This is a genomic window from Rhizobium sp. YIM 134829 (genome assembly GCF_046546455.1).
In genome coordinates this window covers 35,508-52,516 of the sequence record NZ_JBKHKI010000007.1, presented here as the reverse complement: position 1 = coordinate 52,516, position 17,009 = coordinate 35,508, and the positions used below count along the sequence as shown (strand labels likewise).

Genomic DNA, 17,009 nt, shown 5'->3' with positions numbered 1-17,009 from the left:
GCCGTCCCGCCATCGCCCAGTTGGCCCCGTCGCGGATGTCCGAGACGGGGCCTGTTTTTGCGGACGCCGCACGGCCTTATCGCCCAGGGGGTTCCTCCCGGCTTTCGGAAAGCTCGATCCAGACCGGCGCATGATCGCTCGGATGATCCCAGCCACGCACGTCGCGATCCACCCCCGCCGCCTTCAGGCCCGGCACGAGATCGGGGCTCAAGAGCAGATGATCGATCCGCAAACCGGCATCGCGGCCATAGGCGTTGCGGAGATATTTCCAGAAGCTGTAGATCCGCTCGTCGGGGTGGAGATGGCGCAGCGCATCCGTCCATCCATCCTCAAGAAGCGCGGCGAAGGCTGCCCTTACCTCCGGCCGGAACAGAGCATCGTCGCGCCAGCGCTCCGGATTGTAGACATCGAGATCGGCCGGCATCACATTGAAGTCACCGACCAGAACCACCGGCACCTCAAGGTCCAGAAGCTCGCGCCCATAGGTCCGTAGCCGCTTGAACCAGCGCAGCTTGGCCTGGAATTTGGCCCCCGGCGTGGGATTGCCATTCGGCAGATAGAGGCAGCCCACCAGGACGCCGCGGACGACCGCCTCGATATAGCGGCTGTCCTGATCGGCGGGATCGCCGGGCAGGCCGCGGCGCGTTTCGAGCGGTACCGCGTCGCGCGCGAGGATCGCGACCCCATTCCAGGAGGCCTGGCCCTGCCAGATCGCCCCATAGCCGGCTTTTTCCAGAGCCTGGCGCGGAAATTTCCCTTGCGGCGCCTTCAGCTCCTGCAGGCAGACGATGTCGGGCGCTGTCTGCTTCAGCCAGCGGATGAGATGGTCGAGCCGGCCATTGACGCCATTGACGTTGAAGGTCGCGATCCTCACGCGTCCGCTGCCTTGCCGATCGCCTGCAGCCAGACGGTCACGGCGACGGCGCCCGCATCGGGATGACCAAGCGCCCTTTCGCCGAGATAGCTGGCGCGACCGAGGCGAGGTGTCATGCTCTTCGTCGCCTCGGCGCCCGCCAACCCAGCCTGCACGGCCGTGTTCCATGCATCACTGCCGGGTGTGCCTCGTGCAAGCGCGTCGCGGAAGGCTTGCGCGGCCGGCTCCAGGGCATCGATCATGGTTCGGTCCCCGGGCTTCGCGCCGCCGAGGTCCGAAATCGCCTCCACGGCCGCCGCGAAGGCATCCGCCAAGGCCGCATTCGTCGGCGGATCCTCTTCCGCGAGCGCTCGGGCCGCGCGCATCAGGCCGGTGGCGTAGAAGGGTCCGGAGCTGCCGCCGATCGCCCGGCGCAGCGTCGTGGCCAAGGCGGCGAGACCGGTGCAAACAGTGGGGAACGCCTCTTCCCGCAGAGCGAGAATGGCGTCGCCGGCCCGCACCATGCTAGCGCCGAGATCGCCGTCGCCGGTGACGCTGTCGAGCGTGGTCAGCTCCGGCTCAGCGGCGATCAGCGCATGGGCCACCGCCCTCGCCACGCGGTGCAGCTCGGCGCCGGAAGGGCTGACCGGCCCGCCAGCCGGCGCGGCATTGGCGGTTGGGCTCAAGCTCGATAGTGGCGCCTGGTTCAAGGCTCCGCCTCGTGGCCAGGCAAGCGCCTCCGTCGGCGCGTCGAGCAAGGCAAGGCGCGCGGCATCGACGGCAAGCACCGAAAGCGAGAAACCGGGCATATCGAGCGCCGAGAGGAATGTGCCGCTCCAGGCCCGCTCGACGGTGACGCCGGCCGCCTTCAGCCAGGCGAGTGCTGCGCGCGTGACGATGGCGAGTTCCATGGGTGGGGTTGCGCCGAGACCGTTGACGAGCAGCGCCACCCGTGCACCGCGGGCGAAGCGCCCATCCGCGGCCATCGTCTCGAGGATCGTCGCCACCAGCGCATCGGCCGGCGCGATCGCCTGGCGGCGCACGCCCTGTTCGCCATGGATGCCGAGGCCCACCTCGATCTCCGTGTCTCCCAGCACGAAGCCGGGATGGCCGACGGCCGGCAGGGTGCAGGATCCGAGCGAAATGCCCATCGAGGCGACAGCCGCCGCGCCCGCGCGGGCGAGTTCTGCCACTTCGCCGAGCGGCAGTCCTCTCGCGGCGGCAGCGCCGGCAAGCTTATGCACCAGGACCGTGCCGGCAATGCCGCGGCGGCGCTCGGCAGGGACCGTATCCTTCAGCGCCACATCATCTGCCACGACGACGATCTCGACGGGAATGCCTTCGGCCCGCGCCAACTCGGCTGCCAAGCCAAAATTCAGGCGGTCGCCGGTATAGTTCTTGACGATCAGAAGTGCACCGGCCGGACCGGCGGCGGCACGCAGGGCGGCGAGAACCGCATCGGTGCTGGGCGAGGTGAACACATCGCCGGCGATCGCCGCGCTCAGCATGCCGGCACCGACATAGCCGGCATGGGCCGGCTCATGGCCGCTTCCGCCGCCCGACAGAATGGCGACCGGCCGCTCGGCGACGTCGGGGAGGCCGGCGCGCACCACCACCATCTCATTCGCCAAAAGCACGGCGCCCGGGTTCAGTGCCACGACGCCCTCCAGCATCTCGCGCACAACATGCGCCGGGTCATTGATCAGCTTCTTCATCAGTCCCTCCTCGTCTGGCAAAACCTCTTGGAGTCGAGCGGCGCCATGCACCCATCATGAACGGCACGCAAGGCCAGCGCCAGAGCAAGGACGCCGGCCCGGGCATCGACTTAAGGCTCAAACATGTCGGCTAGCGCCGAGGAAACAAGTGCCTCACTTTCGAGGCAATGGCTTCCTAGACGAGGCTGCCCCGGCGACGGGGTCACTCACCCGCCTCCCGCCCGGGAAGGCTCTACGGCCATCATGGGAGCGGGTGGAAATCGAACCAATCCTGCCTGGCCCGTCTCGACGGCCATGCACAGACATCAAGGAACCGCCGATGCGCGCTTTGCTGATTGCCCTTCCCCTCCTCCTGACCGCGACGGTTGCCGCGAAGGCGTCCTCTGATGAGGCCTGGGCCGAGCTCAACCGGACGGTCACTGCGCGCTGTGCGAAGGCGAGCCAGCTGAAGAGCCCCCAGCTCTCCGACCCGGTCCAGTTCGACGATACGCTCGGCAAGGTGGCCGTGCTCGTGCGAGGGGTCTTTCCGCAGAAAGCCATGAAGGGCGCGCGCGGCAGCATGCTCTGTATCTATGACAAGGCGAGCGGCAAGGTGTGGATCGACGAGGCGCCGGGCTGGAGCGTGTCTACCAAGTAGCCGGAGCAGGGCGGCGCGGCCTTGAAGGTCGAGCTCGGAAAGAATGGCACCGGCCGCGAGTGAAGCCGGTGCCGGGTCGCCTAGCGAGCAATTGGCGCGTAGCTGCCCTTGCTCCAGCGGTTGATGTCGTAGCTGGCGTTCTTCAGGTCGCCCTTCTCGTCGAAGACGATGCTGCCGACAACGGTGTCGACGGGCTGGCCGTTCTTCAGCGCCTTGGCGACCTCGGTCGGATCATCGGAGCCTGCACGCTCGACGCCCTGGGCAATCGCCTGAACCACCGCGTAGGAGAACAGGGTGAAGCCCTCTGGCTTGAACCCGCCGGCCGTGATCGCATCGACGGCCGCCTTGGCCTCGGGCTTTGCCTGAGGATCGGACGGGAAGACGAAGAGCGTGCCTTCGCCCGCCGGACCGGCCACCTGCCAGAACTCCGGCGAGGAGATCGAATCCGGCATGATCAGCTGGAACTTGAAGCCCTGCTCGGCGGCCTGGCGCAGGATCAGGCCGGCTTCCGGGTGATAGCCGCCGAAATAGACGACATCGACCTTGGCATTCTTCAGCTTGGTGACGAGGGCATTATAGTCCTTCTCGCCCGGATTGATGCCTTCGGCCAGCACTTCCTTCAAGCCGTTCTCATTGAGGGAGGCGCGCACCACGTCGGCGACGCCCTGGCCATAGGCGGACTTGTCGTTGATCACGGCAACATTCTTGCCGGCATAGGTCTTGGCGATCCACGGGCCGATGAAGGCGCCCTGCGCATCGTCGCGCGTATAGAGGCGCATGATGTTCGGCCATTCCTTGGCGGCTGCCTCGTCGGTCAGCACCGGATTGGAAGAGGCGGGCGACATCATCAGCGTCGCATTTTCCGCATAGACGGCCGAGGCCGGAATGCTCGAACCCGAGCAGGCGTGGCCATCGACGAACTGGATCCCTGCGGCCGCAATGCGGTTTGCGACCGAGACCGCCTGCTTGGGATCGCACTGGTCGTCCTCGAACTGCAGGGCGATCTGCCGGCCCATGACCCCGCCCTTGGCATTGATTGCCGCGGCCGCCGCCTGGGCGCCCTGCTTGAACTGGTCGCCGATGGTGGCGAGAGGGCCGGTGAGCGGGCCGGCCACGGCAATGGTCAGATCATCCGCACGCGCCGCCGCACCGCCAAGGAGCAGCGCAAGCGCCGTACCCAACATTAGAACCTGTCTCATCCTATCCTCCCGCGGGCCTCCTTTGTGGAAGCTCCGTCATTGTTTGATTACGAAGACTCTGGGTGTCTCAGATTCGCGCCGCTCCGATAAGCGCTTTTTCTGGCTCCTCCATCGGGAGATCGGGCTTCTGCTGTTTGGCGGAGGTCACCGAGCGATCAGGTCGTGGGCGCTTGCGTGGCGATCAGGGTGCGCAAGGTCGCAATATCGTCGCCGAGTGGCCGGTCATCGGCATAGAGGTCGACGTGGCTGCGCACGAGATCGCGGAGGATGCGGGTGCCGGGCGCCGGCGCTTCCGTCGGCGCCAGCAGATCCTGGGCCTGGGTCGCGGCCATCAGCTCGATCGCCAGAACATGTTCGGCATTGTCGAGGATCGAGAGGAGCTTGGTCGCGGCCGCGGTCGGATGGGCGAGAAAATCCTCCTGCAGGGCGGAGGTGAGGCCGCCATCGAGCGCCGCGGGCGCGGCGAGGCGCCGGTTCTCATTGACCAGCGCAGCTGCCGTATATTGGGCGATCATGAAGCCGGACTGGCTGCCGGCCTCGCTTGCCAGAAAGGGTGGAAGCCCGCTGATAAGCGGGTTGACGAGCCGGTCGGTGCGCCGCTCGCTGATCGCCGCAAGCTGGGCGAGCGCGATCGCAAGACCATCAGCGGCTTGGCCGAGCGCCGGCGCAACCGCATGAGCCTGCGACCAGACCTGTGGTTGCTCGGGCGTGCCGGCGAGGGCAGGGTTGTCGGTCACCGATGCGAGCTCCTGGTCGACGATCCGACCGGCGGCCTCGAAACAGTCCCATGCGGCGCCATGGGCATGGGGCACGGCCCGCAGGCTGAGCGCATCCTGCGTGCGGCGGCCGAGCGCGGCGGCGATCCGTTGACTGCCGGCAAGGCGGATGCGCAGGCGCGCACCGACCTTCTCGATACCGGGCGATGGCCTGAGGCTGAGGGCGGCCTGATCAAAGGCTGCCATCTGGGCGCCGGCCGCCTCCAGGGTCAGCGCCGCGATCGCGTCCGCCCAGTCGAGCAGCCTCTCCGCCCGCGCGAGCGCGACCGAGGAGAGGCCGGTGGCGCAGGCCGTGCCGTTGACCAGGCTCAGGCCCTCCTTGGCGACGAGGACCAGCGGCTCAAGCCCGATCGACGCGAGCGCCGCCCGTCCGGAAACCCGCTCCCCGCCGATGGTCGCCTTCCCCTCGCCGATCAGCACCAGCGCCGTATGGGCATTGTGGGTCAGATAGCCGGCCGAGCCTTTGGACGGCACATCGGGGATGCAATCCTCGGCGAGCAGGGCCAAGAGATGGCGAACGACCTCCGGCCGCACGCCGGAAGAGCCATGGGCGAAATTGGCGATCTGCGCTGCAAGAATGCCGCGAACCTCGCGCCGCTCGAGAAGCGGTCCGACGCCACAAGCATGGCTGAGCACGATGTTGCGCGACAGGGCGCTCTGGGCCTTTCGATCGACCACCGTATCGGAGAGGGCGCCGACGCCGGTGGTGATTCCATAGGCGCGGATGCCGCGTTCCACCAAAGCCTCGACGATCCGACGCGCTGTCTCCACCCGGCCCCAGGCGGGCGACGAGAGAGCGAGATCCTCGCCGGCGGCGACGGCGGCAATGTCGCGCCAGCCGAGCGGATGCTCGATCGTGCGGGTCACGAGGCTGCCCCGAAGTGGCCGATGAACTGGCGGAAAGCCGGCGAGGCGCCCTGCCCGAACATCTCATCCGGTTCGCCGCTGCTCTCGATGACGCCGCCCCGCATGAAGACGACGCGATTGGAGACCGTGCGGGCGAAGCTCATTTCATGGGTGACGACGAGCATCGTCATCCCCTCCTCGGCGAGCGCCCGCATGACGCGAAGCACCTCGCCGACCAGTTCCGGGTCGAGCGCCGAGGTCGGCTCGTCGAAGAGCATGACCTTGGGCTTCATCGCCAGTGCTCTCGCGATCGCAGCACGCTGCTGCTGGCCGCCGGAGAGATGGGCGGGATAGGCGTGGCGCTTGTCGGCGATCCCGACCTTCTCGAGCAAGGCCTCGGCCTCCTCGATCGCCTCGCGCTTGGCCCGCTTGAGCACCTGGACCGGCCCTTCGATGACATTTTGCAGGATGGTCATATGCGACCAGAGATTGAAGCTCTGGAACACCATCCCGAGCTCGGTGCGGATCCGGTCGACCTGCTTGCGGCTGGCCGGCCGGGTGCGGCCCTTGCTGTGCAGCATGCGGATCGGTTCGCCATCAACGACGATCTCGCCGTCGCTCGGGACCTCCAGCAAATTGATGCAGCGCAAGAAGGTGGACTTTCCCGAACCCGAGGCGCCGAGCAGCGAGATCACGTCGCCATCGCGAGCCTCGAGCGAAATGCCGCGCAGCACCTCGTGGGTCCCGAAACTCTTGCGGATATTGCGGACCGACAATCGGGTGACATCCGGCATGCCGGTCTCCATTCAGGCTTTCACCGCTGCGGGAACGGCACGGCGGTGGCGGGTCAGGGAATATTCGAGCAGGCCCATCGCCTGCAGGATCAGGAAATTCAGAACGAGATAGATGAGGGCTGCGCAGAGGAACACTTCCATCGTGCGGTAGGTCTGCGAGATCAGCCTCTGCGCCACGCCCGTCACCTCCCAGACCGTCACAAGGCTGGCCAGAGCCGTGGATTTCATCATCAGCACGATCTCGGTGGAGTAAGCGGGCAGCGCATGGCGGAAGGCGATCGGCGCGATGATCCGCCTGACGAGCAGGAAGCCCGACATGCCGACAGAGCGTGCGGCCTCGATCTCCTTCGGCGAAACGGCGCGAATGCCGCCGCGGAAGATTTCCGCCGTATAGCCGGCCGTGCACAGGGCCAGCGACAGGACGGCGCAGACGAGCGGCTCGCGCAGGAAGGGCCAGAGGAACGAGGTACGGATGACGCCGAACTGGCCGAGCCCGTAGAAGACGAGAAACATCTGAATCAGCAATGGCGAGCCGCGAAAGACGAAGATGTAGGCCCGCGCGATGCCGGAGAGCAGCCAATTGCCGCTGACCCGCATCGCAACGATCACAAGGGACAGCAGGCCACCGCACAGGACCGACAGCGAAAACAGGAGGAGCGAAGTCGGCACCGCTTTGAGAAGCGTTACCAGCGTCGAGGAGAGGAAGGCTAAGTCCATGGCCTCAAGCCTTCCCAAGCGCGGCGGAGGGCATGCTCCGGTCGGCCCGCCGCTCAGCGGCAGAAAAGATGCGATCGGAGAGGCTGGTCAGCACGAGATAGAGTGCTCCGCCGACAATGTAAAAGAGGAAATACTGGCGCGTCGAGCCGGCGGCGACCTGGCTCGCCCGCATCAGCTCGATGAGACCGGTGACCGAGACCAGTGCCGAATCCTTCAGGCTCAACTGCCAGACATTGCCGAGCCCCGGAAGGGCCAACCGCAGGACCTGTGGGACGATGATGCGGCGCAGACGGAGCCCCCCGTTCATGCCGATCGCCAGCGCCGCCTCGAGCTCGCCCTTCGGAATCGCCAGATAGGCGCCGCGGAAGACCTCGGCCTGATAGGCGCCGGAGATGATGCCGACTGCCAGGACGCCTGCCGCAAAGGAAGGCAGGCTCATGAACCCCTCATAGCCGAACAGGCGGCCGAGCGAGGTCAGCCCGGAGGCGCCACCAAAATAGATGAGGTAGATGATCAAGAGCTCCGGCACGCCGCGAAAGACGGTCGTATAAAGCTGGCCGAAGACGCGCAGCAGCCGATGTTCGGAGAGACGCAACGCCGCAACCGCCGAACCGAGCACGGCGCCGAGCAGCAGTGCCGCTGCCGTGACGGCGAGCGTCATCAGCGCCGCGATCAGCAGCCATGCGCCCCAGCCGTTGGCGCCAAATCCGAGAAGGTGCAAATCCGCCATGCGTGGATCCTTGACGACGTGCTCCGATGGAAGGCGCTGCCGTCACCTGCGATCGAGACAGGTGACGGCAACCGCCACCCTGCTTATTGCGGGCTGACGTCGACCTTGAACCACTTCAGCGACAGGGTCTTCACCGTGCCGTCGTCCAGCGCCGACTTGATGGCGGCGCTCAGCTTGTCGCGAAGCTCGGGATCGGCCTTGCGGACGCCGAGGCCTTCGCCTTCGCCCCAGATGGAGCCGACGATTTCGGGGCCGGTGAAGGCGAGCGCACCATCGGCGGACGCGAAGGCATTGTTGAAATAGACGGCGTCATCGAAGCCGAGATCGATACGGCCATTCTGCAGGTCGAGATCGCGATCGGCGCCGGTCTTGTATTCGCGGATTTCGGCGATCGAGCCGAAATTGTCATAGACGAACTTGGCATAGACGGTCGCTGCCTGGATGCCGATCGTCTTGCCCTTGAAGGCCTCCTTGAGGGCCTCGATCTCGGAGACGCCGGTCTGGCCGGGGGTCATGCTGATCACCTTGCCGGTACCGGCGGCATTGGCCAGCGAACTGTCCTTGGCGGTCGCGAAGGCGGCCGGGGTCGCGGCATAGGGGATGGTGAAGTCGATGATCTGCTTGCGCTCCTCCGTGATCGACAGTGCGTCCATGATCACGTCGAACTTGCCGGCGTTCAGCGCCGGGATCATGCCGTCCCAGTCGGAGGCGACCAGGGTGCATTCGATCTTGGCACGTTCGCAAAGCACCTTCGCCAGCTCCGGCTCGAAGCCGCCGAGCGACCCATCGGCATTGGTGAGGTTCCAGGGCGCATAGGCGCCCTCGAGAGTGATGGTCGCCGTCTTCCAGTCCTTGGCCACGGCTGGAGAGGACAGGGCTGCGGCAATGGTCGCGCAGACCAGGATCATGCGGTTGAGTTTCATGCGCTTTCCCTCTGAGGTTTGATGGACCCGTTATGCTGCGCCGATCTTCGCCGGCCTAAAACAGCATCTTGCTGCTCAAGTTGTATAGGGTACCATATGGCAAAATTTATGTTATGCAAGAGAGCAAGCCTTCTTTTTTAGCGACGGAATGGCATGACGAAGGAATAGGCAATGAGACGCAGCGGCGAGTTGAAGAAGGCCTTGGGTGCCACCGACGCAGCCTCGCTCTATGCGGGCGTCAAGCAGGTGATCCTCGACAAGATCCAGAGCGGCGAATGGCCGCCGAAACATCGCGTCCCCTCGGAAAACCAGCTGGTTCAGGAGCTGGGGGTGAGCAAGATGACGGCCAATCGCGCGCTACGCGAGCTTGCCAGCGAGGGAGAGCTGATCCGTATCCAAGGTGTCGGTTCCTTCGTGGCGGAACGCAAGGGCGCCTCGGCCTTGTTCGAGGTCCGCAACATCGCCGAAGAGATCGCCGAGCGCGGCCATAGTCACCAGGCAACGGTCATCGCCCTGGCGCAAATCACCGCTTCGCCCGAGATTGCCGATGCACTCGGCCTCGACATCGGGTCACCCGTCTTTCACTCGCTGATCGTCCATCTGGAAAATGGCGTGCCGGTTCAGATCGAGGACCGCCACGTGCATCCGGCCGTCGCGCCCGATTACCTTGGCCAGGATTTTTCGATCACCACGCCGAACGCCTATCTCCAGGCGATCGCCCCGCTCAGTGGCTCGGAACATGTCGTCGAGGCGGCGCTGCCGCAGCCCTGGGAATGCAAGCTGCTTTTGATTCAGAAGACCGAGCCGTGCCTCTCGATCCGACGCCGCACCTGGTCTGCGTCCCATATCGTCTCCACCGCGCGCCTTCTCTATCCCGGCAATCGCTACCGCCTGGAAAGCCGAGTTGGGTCGTTCTGACGCTCAAGTCCACGAAAGCGAAGCGACCCTCCTCTGACCGGGAGGGTCATTGAGGGGGTTCGCCTGTATAGGGAAGCAAGCCCTCCTCTCTGCGCCTTGCGCCGCTCGGTGATGTCTCGATACGGCGGCTGTCCTTTGCTCAGGCCGGGCTCGAGGCCGTCTGGGCTCTCCGCCGTCCGAAACTGCGCAGCGCGACATAGAAGACCGGCGTCAGGAAGAGCCCGAGGATGGTGACACCGAGCATGCCGGAGAACACGGCCGTGCCGAGCGACTGGCGCATTTCTGCGCCTGGCCCGGTCGCGATCATCAGAGGCACGACACCCAGGATAAAGGCGAAAGCGGTCATCAGGATCGGGCGGAGGCGCAGACGGCTTGCCTCGATGGCGGCCGCGACGGGATCCATGCCCTCATCCTGCGCCTGCCGCGCAAATTCGACGATCAGAATCGCATTCTTGGCCGCAAGCCCGATCAGCACGATCAGCCCGATTTGCGTCAGGATATTGTTGTCCTGCCCGCGCAGATGAACCCCGACCAGGGCCGCCAGCACCGCCATCGGCACGATCAGGATGATCGCGAGCGGCAGCACCCAACTCTCATACTGCGCCGAAAGAGCGAGAAAGACGAAGATGACCGACAGGCCGAAGATGAAGATGGCGGTGTTGCCGGTGTTGCGCTCCTGGAAGGCGAGATCCGTCCATTCGAACGAGGTGCCGGGCGGCAGGATCTTGGCGGCGAGCGCCTCCATCTTGTCGAGTGCCGTGCCAGTGGAAATGCCGGGCGCCGGATTGCCCTGCAGCGGCACGGAGACGAACATGTTGTAGCGCTGCACAAGCGCAGGCCCGGTGGCATCGCGGATTTCGACCAGCGTGCCGAGCGGCACGAGCGCCCCGGTCGCCGAGCGCACCTTGAGGTTCAAGATATCTTCGCGCTCCAACCGGAACTGCTGGTCGGCCTGCGCGCGCACCTGATAGACGCGGCCGAAGGCGTTGAAGTCGTTGACATAGGACGTGCCGAGATTGATCGACAGCGTCTCGAAGATGTTGGGGATCGGCACGCTGAGCGCACGCGCCTTGTCCCGGTCGATCGCCAGGAAATATTGCGGGCTCGAGGCGGAGAAGGTGGTGAAGACACCGGTCAGCCCCTCCGTCTGGTTCGCAGCACCCATCATTTCATAGGCAAGGCCGAGCACGCGCCGCATGTCGGCACTTTCCCGGTCGACGATCTGCATCTTGAAGCCGCCGGAATTGCCGATGCCGCGGATCGAGGGCGGCGGCACGGCGATGATGAACGCTTCCTGGATTGCCTGCATGGCCCCGTAGAGTTGGCCGATGATCTGCCCGGCGCTCTGCCCATGCTCCAGACGCTCCTCGAAGCTCTGGAAGGGCGTGAAGATGACGCCGGAGTTCGAGGAATTGGTAAAGGTCGCGCCGTTGAAGCCGGCAAAGGACACCGCATCCTTCACACCCGGCACCGTCCGCAAGATTTCGGTGGCCTTGCGAACGACCGCGTCGGTGCGCGCGAGCGAAGCGCCTTCCGGCAATTGAACGACGACGATCGCATAGCCCTGATCCATGGTCGGCACGAAGCCGCGCGGCACGATCTGCGCCATATACCAGGTGCCAGCCAGCAGCCCGAAGAAGACCAGGAGCGTGGCGCCCAGCGCCACCCTCGTCGAGACCAGACCCCGCACGATGCGGGAATAGGCATGCGTCATCCGGTCGAAGCCGCGGTTGAAGCCATTCGCCAGGCCGCTAAACAGCCGCGACACCGGATTGCGGCGCTCCCCATGCGCATGGTGTGGCCGCAAAATGAGGGCGGCAAGCGCCGGCGAAAGCGTCAGCGAGTTCAGCGCCGAGATCGCCGTAGCAATGGAGATGGTGACGGCGAACTGGAGATAGAACTGCCCGGAAATCCCCGGAATGAAGGCAGTCGGGACGAAGACCGCGATGAGCACCAGCGAGATGGCGATGACGGCAGTCCCCACCTCGTCCATCGTCACATGCGCGGCCTCCTTGGGCGTCATGCCTTTGGAAAGATTGCGCTCGACATTCTCCACCACCACGATCGCATCATCGACGACGATGCCGATCGCCAGCACCAGGCCGAAGAGGGTCAGCATGTTGAGCGAGAAGCCGAAGGCGAGAAGGAAGGCGAAACAGCCGATCAGCGAAACGGGGATGGCGACGATCGGGATCAGCGCGGAGCGCCAGGACTGGAGGAAGACCAGAACGACGATGGCGACCAGGATCGCCGCCTCGAGAATGGTCTTGTAGACCTCGTTGATCGATTCGGAGATGAACTCGGTCGGATTGTAGACGATCGTATATTCGAGACCGGGCGGGAAATCCTTCTTCAAGGTTTCCATCGTTGCCTTGATCTCCTCGGCCGCCTCCAGCGCGTTGGTGCCGGGACGGGAGAAAATGCCCATGGCCACGGCGGCCTTGCCGTTCAGATAGCTGTTCGTCACATAGTCCCGCGCGCCGAGCTCGATGCGCGCGACATCCTGCAGCTGCACCAGCCGGCCGCTCGGAGTCGACTTGACGATGACATAGCGGAACTGGCGCGCATCGCTGAAGCGGCCCTCGGTGGTCACCGTGTACTGGAAGGCATTGGTGCCGGAGGTCGGCGGCCCGCCAATGGCACCGCCGGAAACCTGCACGTTCTGATCGCGCAGCGACTGGACGACATCGCCCGAGGTCATGCCATAGGAGGCAAGCTTGTTCGGATCGAGCCAGATGCGCAGCGCATATTCGCGTTCGCCGAACAGGATGACATCGCCGACGCCTTCGAGGCGGACGAGGAGATCGCGGGCACGCGTCCGCGCATAGTTCGAGACATAGAGCTGGTCGTAGCGGTCGTTGGGCGAGATCAGATGCACGACCATCATCAGGTCGGGCGAGCTCTTGGCGGTCGTCACGCCGATCCGCCGGACCTCCTCCGGCAGGCGCGGCTCGGCGATCGACACGCGGTTCTGGACGAGGACCTGCGCCTTATCGAGATCGGTGCCGAGCTTGAAGGTGACGGTCAGCGCCATGGAGCCGTCGGCGGTCGAATAGGAGGACATGTAGAGCATGTCCTCGACGCCGTTGATCTCCTGCTCGAGCGGCGTCGAAACGGTGTTGGCGATCGTCTCCGCATCGGCGCCCGGATAGGCGGTGCGGATGACGATGGTCGGCGGCGCGATCTCCGGATATTGGGCGACCGGCAGCTGCAGATAGGCGATGCCCCCGACGATCAACAGCAGGATCGAGAGAACGGAGGCGAAGATCGGCCTGTCGACGAAGAAATGCGCGAACCTCATGGCGCGGTCTCCGTCAAAGCCGCTTCCGGCGGCAGGACGACGAGCTTCGGATCGACGATCACGCCGGGCCGCAGGCGCGGCAGGCCGTTGATGACGAGCGTCTCGTCACCTGTCAGCCCGTCGCGGATCACGCGGTAGCCATAGAGCCTCGGCCCCAGCCGCACGGGCTTGGTGGAGAAGCTACCATCCTCGGCCACCACATAGACCACCCGCTGGTTCTGGTCCGAGCCGATCGCATCATCCGGCACCAGGATGCCCTTATAGGTGTTGGACGCCGTCACCTCGACCCGGCCGAACAGCCCGGGCTGGAGAATGAATTCCGGATTGGCGAAGCGGGCCCGCACCCGCATGGTGCCCGTTTCCCGGTCGATACGGTTTTCTGCGAAGTCCAGCTTGCCGGTGAAGGGTTTTTCGCTGGAATCGGCGATGGTCACCGTGACCGTCAGCGAACCGCCGCCCTCCTGCAGATTGCTGCCGCGCTCGCGGGCGACCCGGGCGAAGTTCAAGAGCCGTCGCTCGTCGACATCGAAATAGAAGTCGATCGGGTCGAGCGAGACGATCGTCGTCAGCGCCGTCTGGTCGGCCTGGACCAGATTGCCGACCGAGATCAGCCGTCGGTCGATGCGGCCGTCGAGCGGCGCGCGGATCGTCGTATAGTCCATGTCGAGCTTGGCGCGGGCGAGGCTGGCCTCGGCGCCGCGCAGCGTCGCTTCGCTCGACTGCAGGTCGCGGCGGCGATCGTCGAGGGTCGAGACGGCGATCGTACCCTTCTGGACGAGCGTTTCCGTGCGCGCGAATTCCGACTGGGCGAAGGTCAGGCTGGACTTTGCCACTTCGAGCGACGAGCTGGCGACATCGAGCGCGGTCTGGAACGGCCTCTGGTCGATGACGAACAGCGGATCGCCCTTCTTGACGAGCGCGCCGTCCTTGAAATTCACCTGATCCAGATAGCCGCCGACGCGCGACCTCAGGGTCACTTCATCGACCGCCTCGAACCGCCCGATGAAGACGTCGCTGTCGACCACGTCGCGCACCACGGGCTTGGCCACGGTCACTGCTGCCTTGGGCTGGTCCTGCGCGAAGGATTGGCCGAAGGGGCCAAGCCCCACGAACAGGAAAACCAACAGCGCAAGACCTCGGTGACGCGCCATTGGCTTGAGCCCGTTACGCGTGACGGGCGCCGCCGCGGTCGAAGACCGGCCTGGTCGATCGTGATCGTCCAGGGCGGAAGCAGACGATCGGGCTTTGGTGATCAGGATCATGGTCTTCCTCTTCGCATTTCGCCTCAAGGATCAGCAGAGTGAACAAAATCGAGAGTCCTGACACCGCCATCGAGTCCCCTCCTACCGCGTTCGCCGGCGAACGAAGGTAGACCGGACGCGAGCCACGAGCGTACGCGCAACTTCCATAGTCCAGAATGGAGCCTGCACTTCCGCTTTGCTCGATCAACCAGCCGAACGAAGCTCTTTGTCATAAACTCGAAATAATGGTCGCCCCTTACCAAAGAGAGATCATGTTCTTTCGGACTTGGCAAGACTCGGCGGCGGCGTTCGCTTGACCGGTGTGCGGCTCGGTCGATCCGCATGCAGCGGGTGCGGAGGATGTTTCTTGAAGCCAAGGGCTAAAGCCTGAGCGCATCGACAAGCGCTGCAACGTCAGAATCCTGATTGTAAGCGCTACGCGAAAATAAGATCGAATATTGTCGATGTGAAAACGACCATTTCTGCACACTGAGCAGGAAGAAGAAGAAGGCCGCCTCCTGCGGCACTCAAAACGCCGCGTCAGTTGGCTCGCCCCGTTTCCAGTCGAAGTCCTGGAGCAGACGCAATCCTTGTCGGAAGTCTCAGCCTTCGAACTGGCCAGCACGCGGGCGCCGGGGGCCAAAACGGCAGTGGCCCTGTCAGCGTCGGACCGCGGCGTCTTCCTCGGAGACGGCTTGAATGATGCGCCCTATTCGGAGCAACGGATCTCGGAGATCGATGGGCAGCGGCTGGTGTTGCAAGCTGAGCTCAATTCGAAGCGCGAAAGCCTTTCCGCCCTCTCCCGCCGGATCGCCGACGAGCGGCTGAGGGTTGGCACCTCCGCCACCTTCCGGTTCGAGCGAGCCGTGAGGTCTTCATCGGGGCCAGCAGGCACTGCCCATCGAGATTGATCTGGCTGTCGAACGAGATGTGATTGCTACCGTGTCGGGCGTGCATGTCGTCGCCCATGCAGCCAACTGCAGGGCGGTCGGTCTCGCCCCCCAGACGATCTACACAGCGAGCGAATGGCGCGTCGCGCTGCCCTCTCGATAGGCGTCGAACTGCGCCGCGACCAGCCGTGCCATGCGTCGGGGATCGCCGGTCAGGCGGAACCGGCCGTCTGCTGCCTCGAGGCCGCCGTCGGACTGCGCCAAAAGGGACGCCAGCGCGAGGACCGGTTCGGCGATGGCCCCGAAACGGCGGCGGAGATCGGCGGGCGAGAATGAGAAATCGCACATCAGCCGTTCGATCACATAAGCGCGCAGTCGATCCTCGGCCGAAAGAGCGACACCCTTGGCGGTTCCGAGCCGCCCTTCCGCGATCCGACGCGCATAGTCGCCCTGCGTCGTGACATTCTGGGCGTAGCCGAGGGCGAAGCGGCTGACGGAGGAGGCGCCGAGGCCGATCAGCGTCCGGCAGGCATCATCCGTATAGCCCTGGAAATTGCGCCCGAGCCGCCCCTCGCGGGCAGCTCGGGCCAGGCTATCGCATGGCAGGGCGAAGTGATCGATGCCGACCGGCTGATAGCCGGCCGCAGCGATCATCGCTTCCGCCTCTCTCACGAGGGCCAGCCGAGCCTCCGGCCCCGGCAGGCTCGCCGCGTCGATCATCGTCTGGTGCTTCTTGAACCAGGGCACATGGGCATAGCCGAACAGCGCGATCCGCTCAGGCGCCAGAGTCAGGGCCCGGCGGATCGTATCGCGCAGACTCGCCTCCGTCTGGAGGGGCAGGCCGTAAACCAGATCGAAATTGACGGAGGGCACGCCCCGTGCGCGCAAGCCTTCGACCACCGCAGCGGTCGTCTCGAAGCTCTGCGGACGATTGATCGCCGCCTGGACGCGGGGATCGAAATCCTGGATGCCGATGCTGGCGCGCCGCAGTCCGAGCTCGCTCAGGGCATCGAGACGCGCCGCATCGATGGTCGAGGGCTCGATCTCGACGCCGAGACGACACTCCGGCGCGCACGTCACATGATCGGCGATCGCCCTCTGCAGCGCGCGCATATGCTCCGGCTTGAGGATGGTCGGCGAGCCGCCGCCCCAGTGAATGTCTCCGACCATCCCGCGCCCGCCGAGCCGCGCGCCGACCAGGCGGATCTCCGCAATCAGCGAGCGCAGATAGGCCTCGACCGGCTCATAGCGCAACGTCTGGCGGGTATGGCAGGCGCAGAACCAGCACAGCCGCTCGCAATAGGGAATGTGGAGGTAGAGCGACAGGCGCTCACCCGGCACGATCCCCTCCAGCCAGCCGAGGACGGTCTCATCCGTGACGCCGGCGTGGAACTGCGGGGCGGTCGGGTAGCTCGTATAGCGCGGCACCGTGGTGGGGAGCGAAGCGGGGGCGGGCTGTGCAGGCATGG

Annotated in this window: 13 protein-coding genes; 2 read left to right on the top strand and 11 right to left on the bottom strand. The window is 65.2% G+C overall.

Annotation, left to right across the window (positions count from 1 at the left end; all coding sequences use genetic code 11):
* Window positions 1-76 precede the first annotated feature (76 nt).
* On the bottom strand, window positions 77-874 hold the full coding sequence (xth, locus tag ACLE20_RS13720; protein WP_410940875.1) for an exodeoxyribonuclease III: 798 nt from the start codon (window positions 872-874) through the stop codon (window positions 77-79).
* A complete protein-coding gene (locus ACLE20_RS13715; protein ID WP_410940874.1) occupies window positions 871-2,568 on the bottom strand; it encodes a dihydroxyacetone kinase family protein in 1,698 nt (565 codons plus the stop codon). Before ACLE20_RS13715 ends, xth begins: the two co-directional genes overlap by 4 nt.
* Before the next feature lie 319 nt (window positions 2,569-2,887).
* Here ACLE20_RS13715 and ACLE20_RS13710 point away from each other — a divergent pair, with 319 nt between their 5' ends.
* Window positions 2,888-3,205, top strand: coding sequence for a hypothetical protein (locus ACLE20_RS13710; protein ID WP_410940873.1), 318 nt, complete (start codon window positions 2,888-2,890; stop codon window positions 3,203-3,205).
* Window positions 3,206-3,285: 80 nt separating this feature from the next.
* Here the strand turns inward: ACLE20_RS13710 and ACLE20_RS13705 are convergent, their stop codons facing one another.
* From ACLE20_RS13705 to ACLE20_RS13680, 6 genes are all read right to left on the bottom strand, one after another.
* A complete protein-coding gene (locus tag ACLE20_RS13705; protein ID WP_410940872.1) occupies window positions 3,286-4,404 on the bottom strand; it encodes a branched-chain amino acid ABC transporter substrate-binding protein in 1,119 nt (372 codons plus the stop codon).
* Window positions 4,405-4,559: 155 nt separating this feature from the next.
* The gene (hutH, locus tag ACLE20_RS13700) at window positions 4,560-6,047 is read right to left on the bottom strand and encodes an HAL/PAL/TAL family ammonia-lyase (protein WP_410940871.1); all 1,488 of its coding nucleotides are present in this window, start codon (window positions 6,045-6,047) and stop codon (window positions 4,560-4,562) included.
* Window positions 6,044-6,820 carry an ABC transporter ATP-binding protein gene (locus ACLE20_RS13695; RefSeq protein WP_410940870.1) on the bottom strand — a complete coding sequence of 259 codons (777 nt, stop codon included), beginning with the start codon at window positions 6,818-6,820 and terminating at the stop codon, window positions 6,044-6,046. The genes hutH and ACLE20_RS13695 overlap by 4 nt, the downstream gene beginning before the upstream one ends.
* Before the next feature lie 12 nt (window positions 6,821-6,832).
* A complete protein-coding gene (locus tag ACLE20_RS13690) occupies window positions 6,833-7,537 on the bottom strand; it encodes an ABC transporter permease (RefSeq protein ID WP_410940869.1) in 705 nt (234 codons plus the stop codon).
* A 4-nt stretch (window positions 7,538-7,541) separates the two neighbouring features.
* Window positions 7,542-8,267, bottom strand: a complete 726-nt coding sequence (locus tag ACLE20_RS13685; protein WP_410940868.1) for an ABC transporter permease — start codon at window positions 8,265-8,267, stop codon at window positions 7,542-7,544.
* An 83-nt stretch (window positions 8,268-8,350) separates the two neighbouring features.
* The gene (locus ACLE20_RS13680) at window positions 8,351-9,190 is read right to left on the bottom strand and encodes a transporter substrate-binding domain-containing protein (protein ID WP_410940867.1); all 840 of its coding nucleotides are present in this window, start codon (window positions 9,188-9,190) and stop codon (window positions 8,351-8,353) included.
* Between the two features lie 171 nt (window positions 9,191-9,361).
* On the opposite strand from ACLE20_RS13680, the gene hutC reads away from it, so the two are divergent.
* Entirely contained in the window at window positions 9,362-10,108 is a 747-nt protein-coding gene (gene hutC / locus ACLE20_RS13675; RefSeq protein ID WP_410940866.1) for a histidine utilization repressor, read from the top strand.
* Window positions 10,109-10,247: 139 nt separating this feature from the next.
* Here hutC and ACLE20_RS13670 read toward each other — a convergent pair whose 3' ends face one another.
* The 3 genes from ACLE20_RS13670 to hemN all read right to left on the bottom strand — a co-directional run bounded on the left by ACLE20_RS13670 (window position 10,248) and on the right by hemN (window position 17,007).
* Complete coding sequence (locus ACLE20_RS13670; RefSeq protein WP_410940865.1) at window positions 10,248-13,409, bottom strand: efflux RND transporter permease subunit; 3,162 nt, start codon at window positions 13,407-13,409, stop codon at window positions 10,248-10,250.
* On the bottom strand, window positions 13,406-14,560 hold the full coding sequence (locus tag ACLE20_RS13665; protein WP_410940864.1) for an efflux RND transporter periplasmic adaptor subunit: 1,155 nt from the start codon (window positions 14,558-14,560) through the stop codon (window positions 13,406-13,408). Before ACLE20_RS13665 ends, ACLE20_RS13670 begins: the two co-directional genes overlap by 4 nt.
* Window positions 14,561-15,660: 1,100 nt before the next feature.
* A complete protein-coding gene (hemN, locus tag ACLE20_RS13660; RefSeq protein WP_410940863.1) occupies window positions 15,661-17,007 on the bottom strand; it encodes an oxygen-independent coproporphyrinogen III oxidase in 1,347 nt (448 codons plus the stop codon).
* Between the last annotated feature and the right edge of the window lie 2 nt (window positions 17,008-17,009).

Excerpts from the sequence above, each read along its gene's own strand:
- ACLE20_RS13715 (WP_410940874.1), bottom strand. The coding sequence starts at position 2,568 with ATGAAGAAGCTGATCAATGACCCGGCGCATGTTGTGCGCGAGATGCTG.
- ACLE20_RS13710 (WP_410940873.1), top strand. The coding sequence starts at position 2,888 with ATGCGCGCTTTGCTGATTGCCCTTCCCCTCCTCCTGACCGCGACGGTT.
- ACLE20_RS13705 (WP_410940872.1), bottom strand. The coding sequence starts at position 4,404 with ATGAGACAGGTTCTAATGTTGGGTACGGCGCTTGCGCTGCTCCTTGGC.
- ACLE20_RS13695 (WP_410940870.1), bottom strand. The coding sequence starts at position 6,820 with ATGCCGGATGTCACCCGATTGTCGGTCCGCAATATCCGCAAGAGTTTC.
- ACLE20_RS13690 (WP_410940869.1), bottom strand. The coding sequence starts at position 7,537 with ATGGACTTAGCCTTCCTCTCCTCGACGCTGGTAACGCTTCTCAAAGCG.
- ACLE20_RS13685 (WP_410940868.1), bottom strand. The coding sequence starts at position 8,267 with ATGGCGGATTTGCACCTTCTCGGATTTGGCGCCAACGGCTGGGGCGCA.
- ACLE20_RS13680 (WP_410940867.1), bottom strand. The coding sequence starts at position 9,190 with ATGAAACTCAACCGCATGATCCTGGTCTGCGCGACCATTGCCGCAGCC.
- hutC (WP_410940866.1), top strand. The coding sequence starts at position 9,362 with ATGAGACGCAGCGGCGAGTTGAAGAAGGCCTTGGGTGCCACCGACGCA.
- ACLE20_RS13670 (WP_410940865.1), bottom strand. The coding sequence starts at position 13,409 with ATGAGGTTCGCGCATTTCTTCGTCGACAGGCCGATCTTCGCCTCCGTT.
- ACLE20_RS13665 (WP_410940864.1), bottom strand. The coding sequence starts at position 14,560 with ATGGCGCGTCACCGAGGTCTTGCGCTGTTGGTTTTCCTGTTCGTGGGG.
- hemN (WP_410940863.1), bottom strand. The coding sequence starts at position 17,007 with ATGCCTGCACAGCCCGCCCCCGCTTCGCTCCCCACCACGGTGCCGCGC.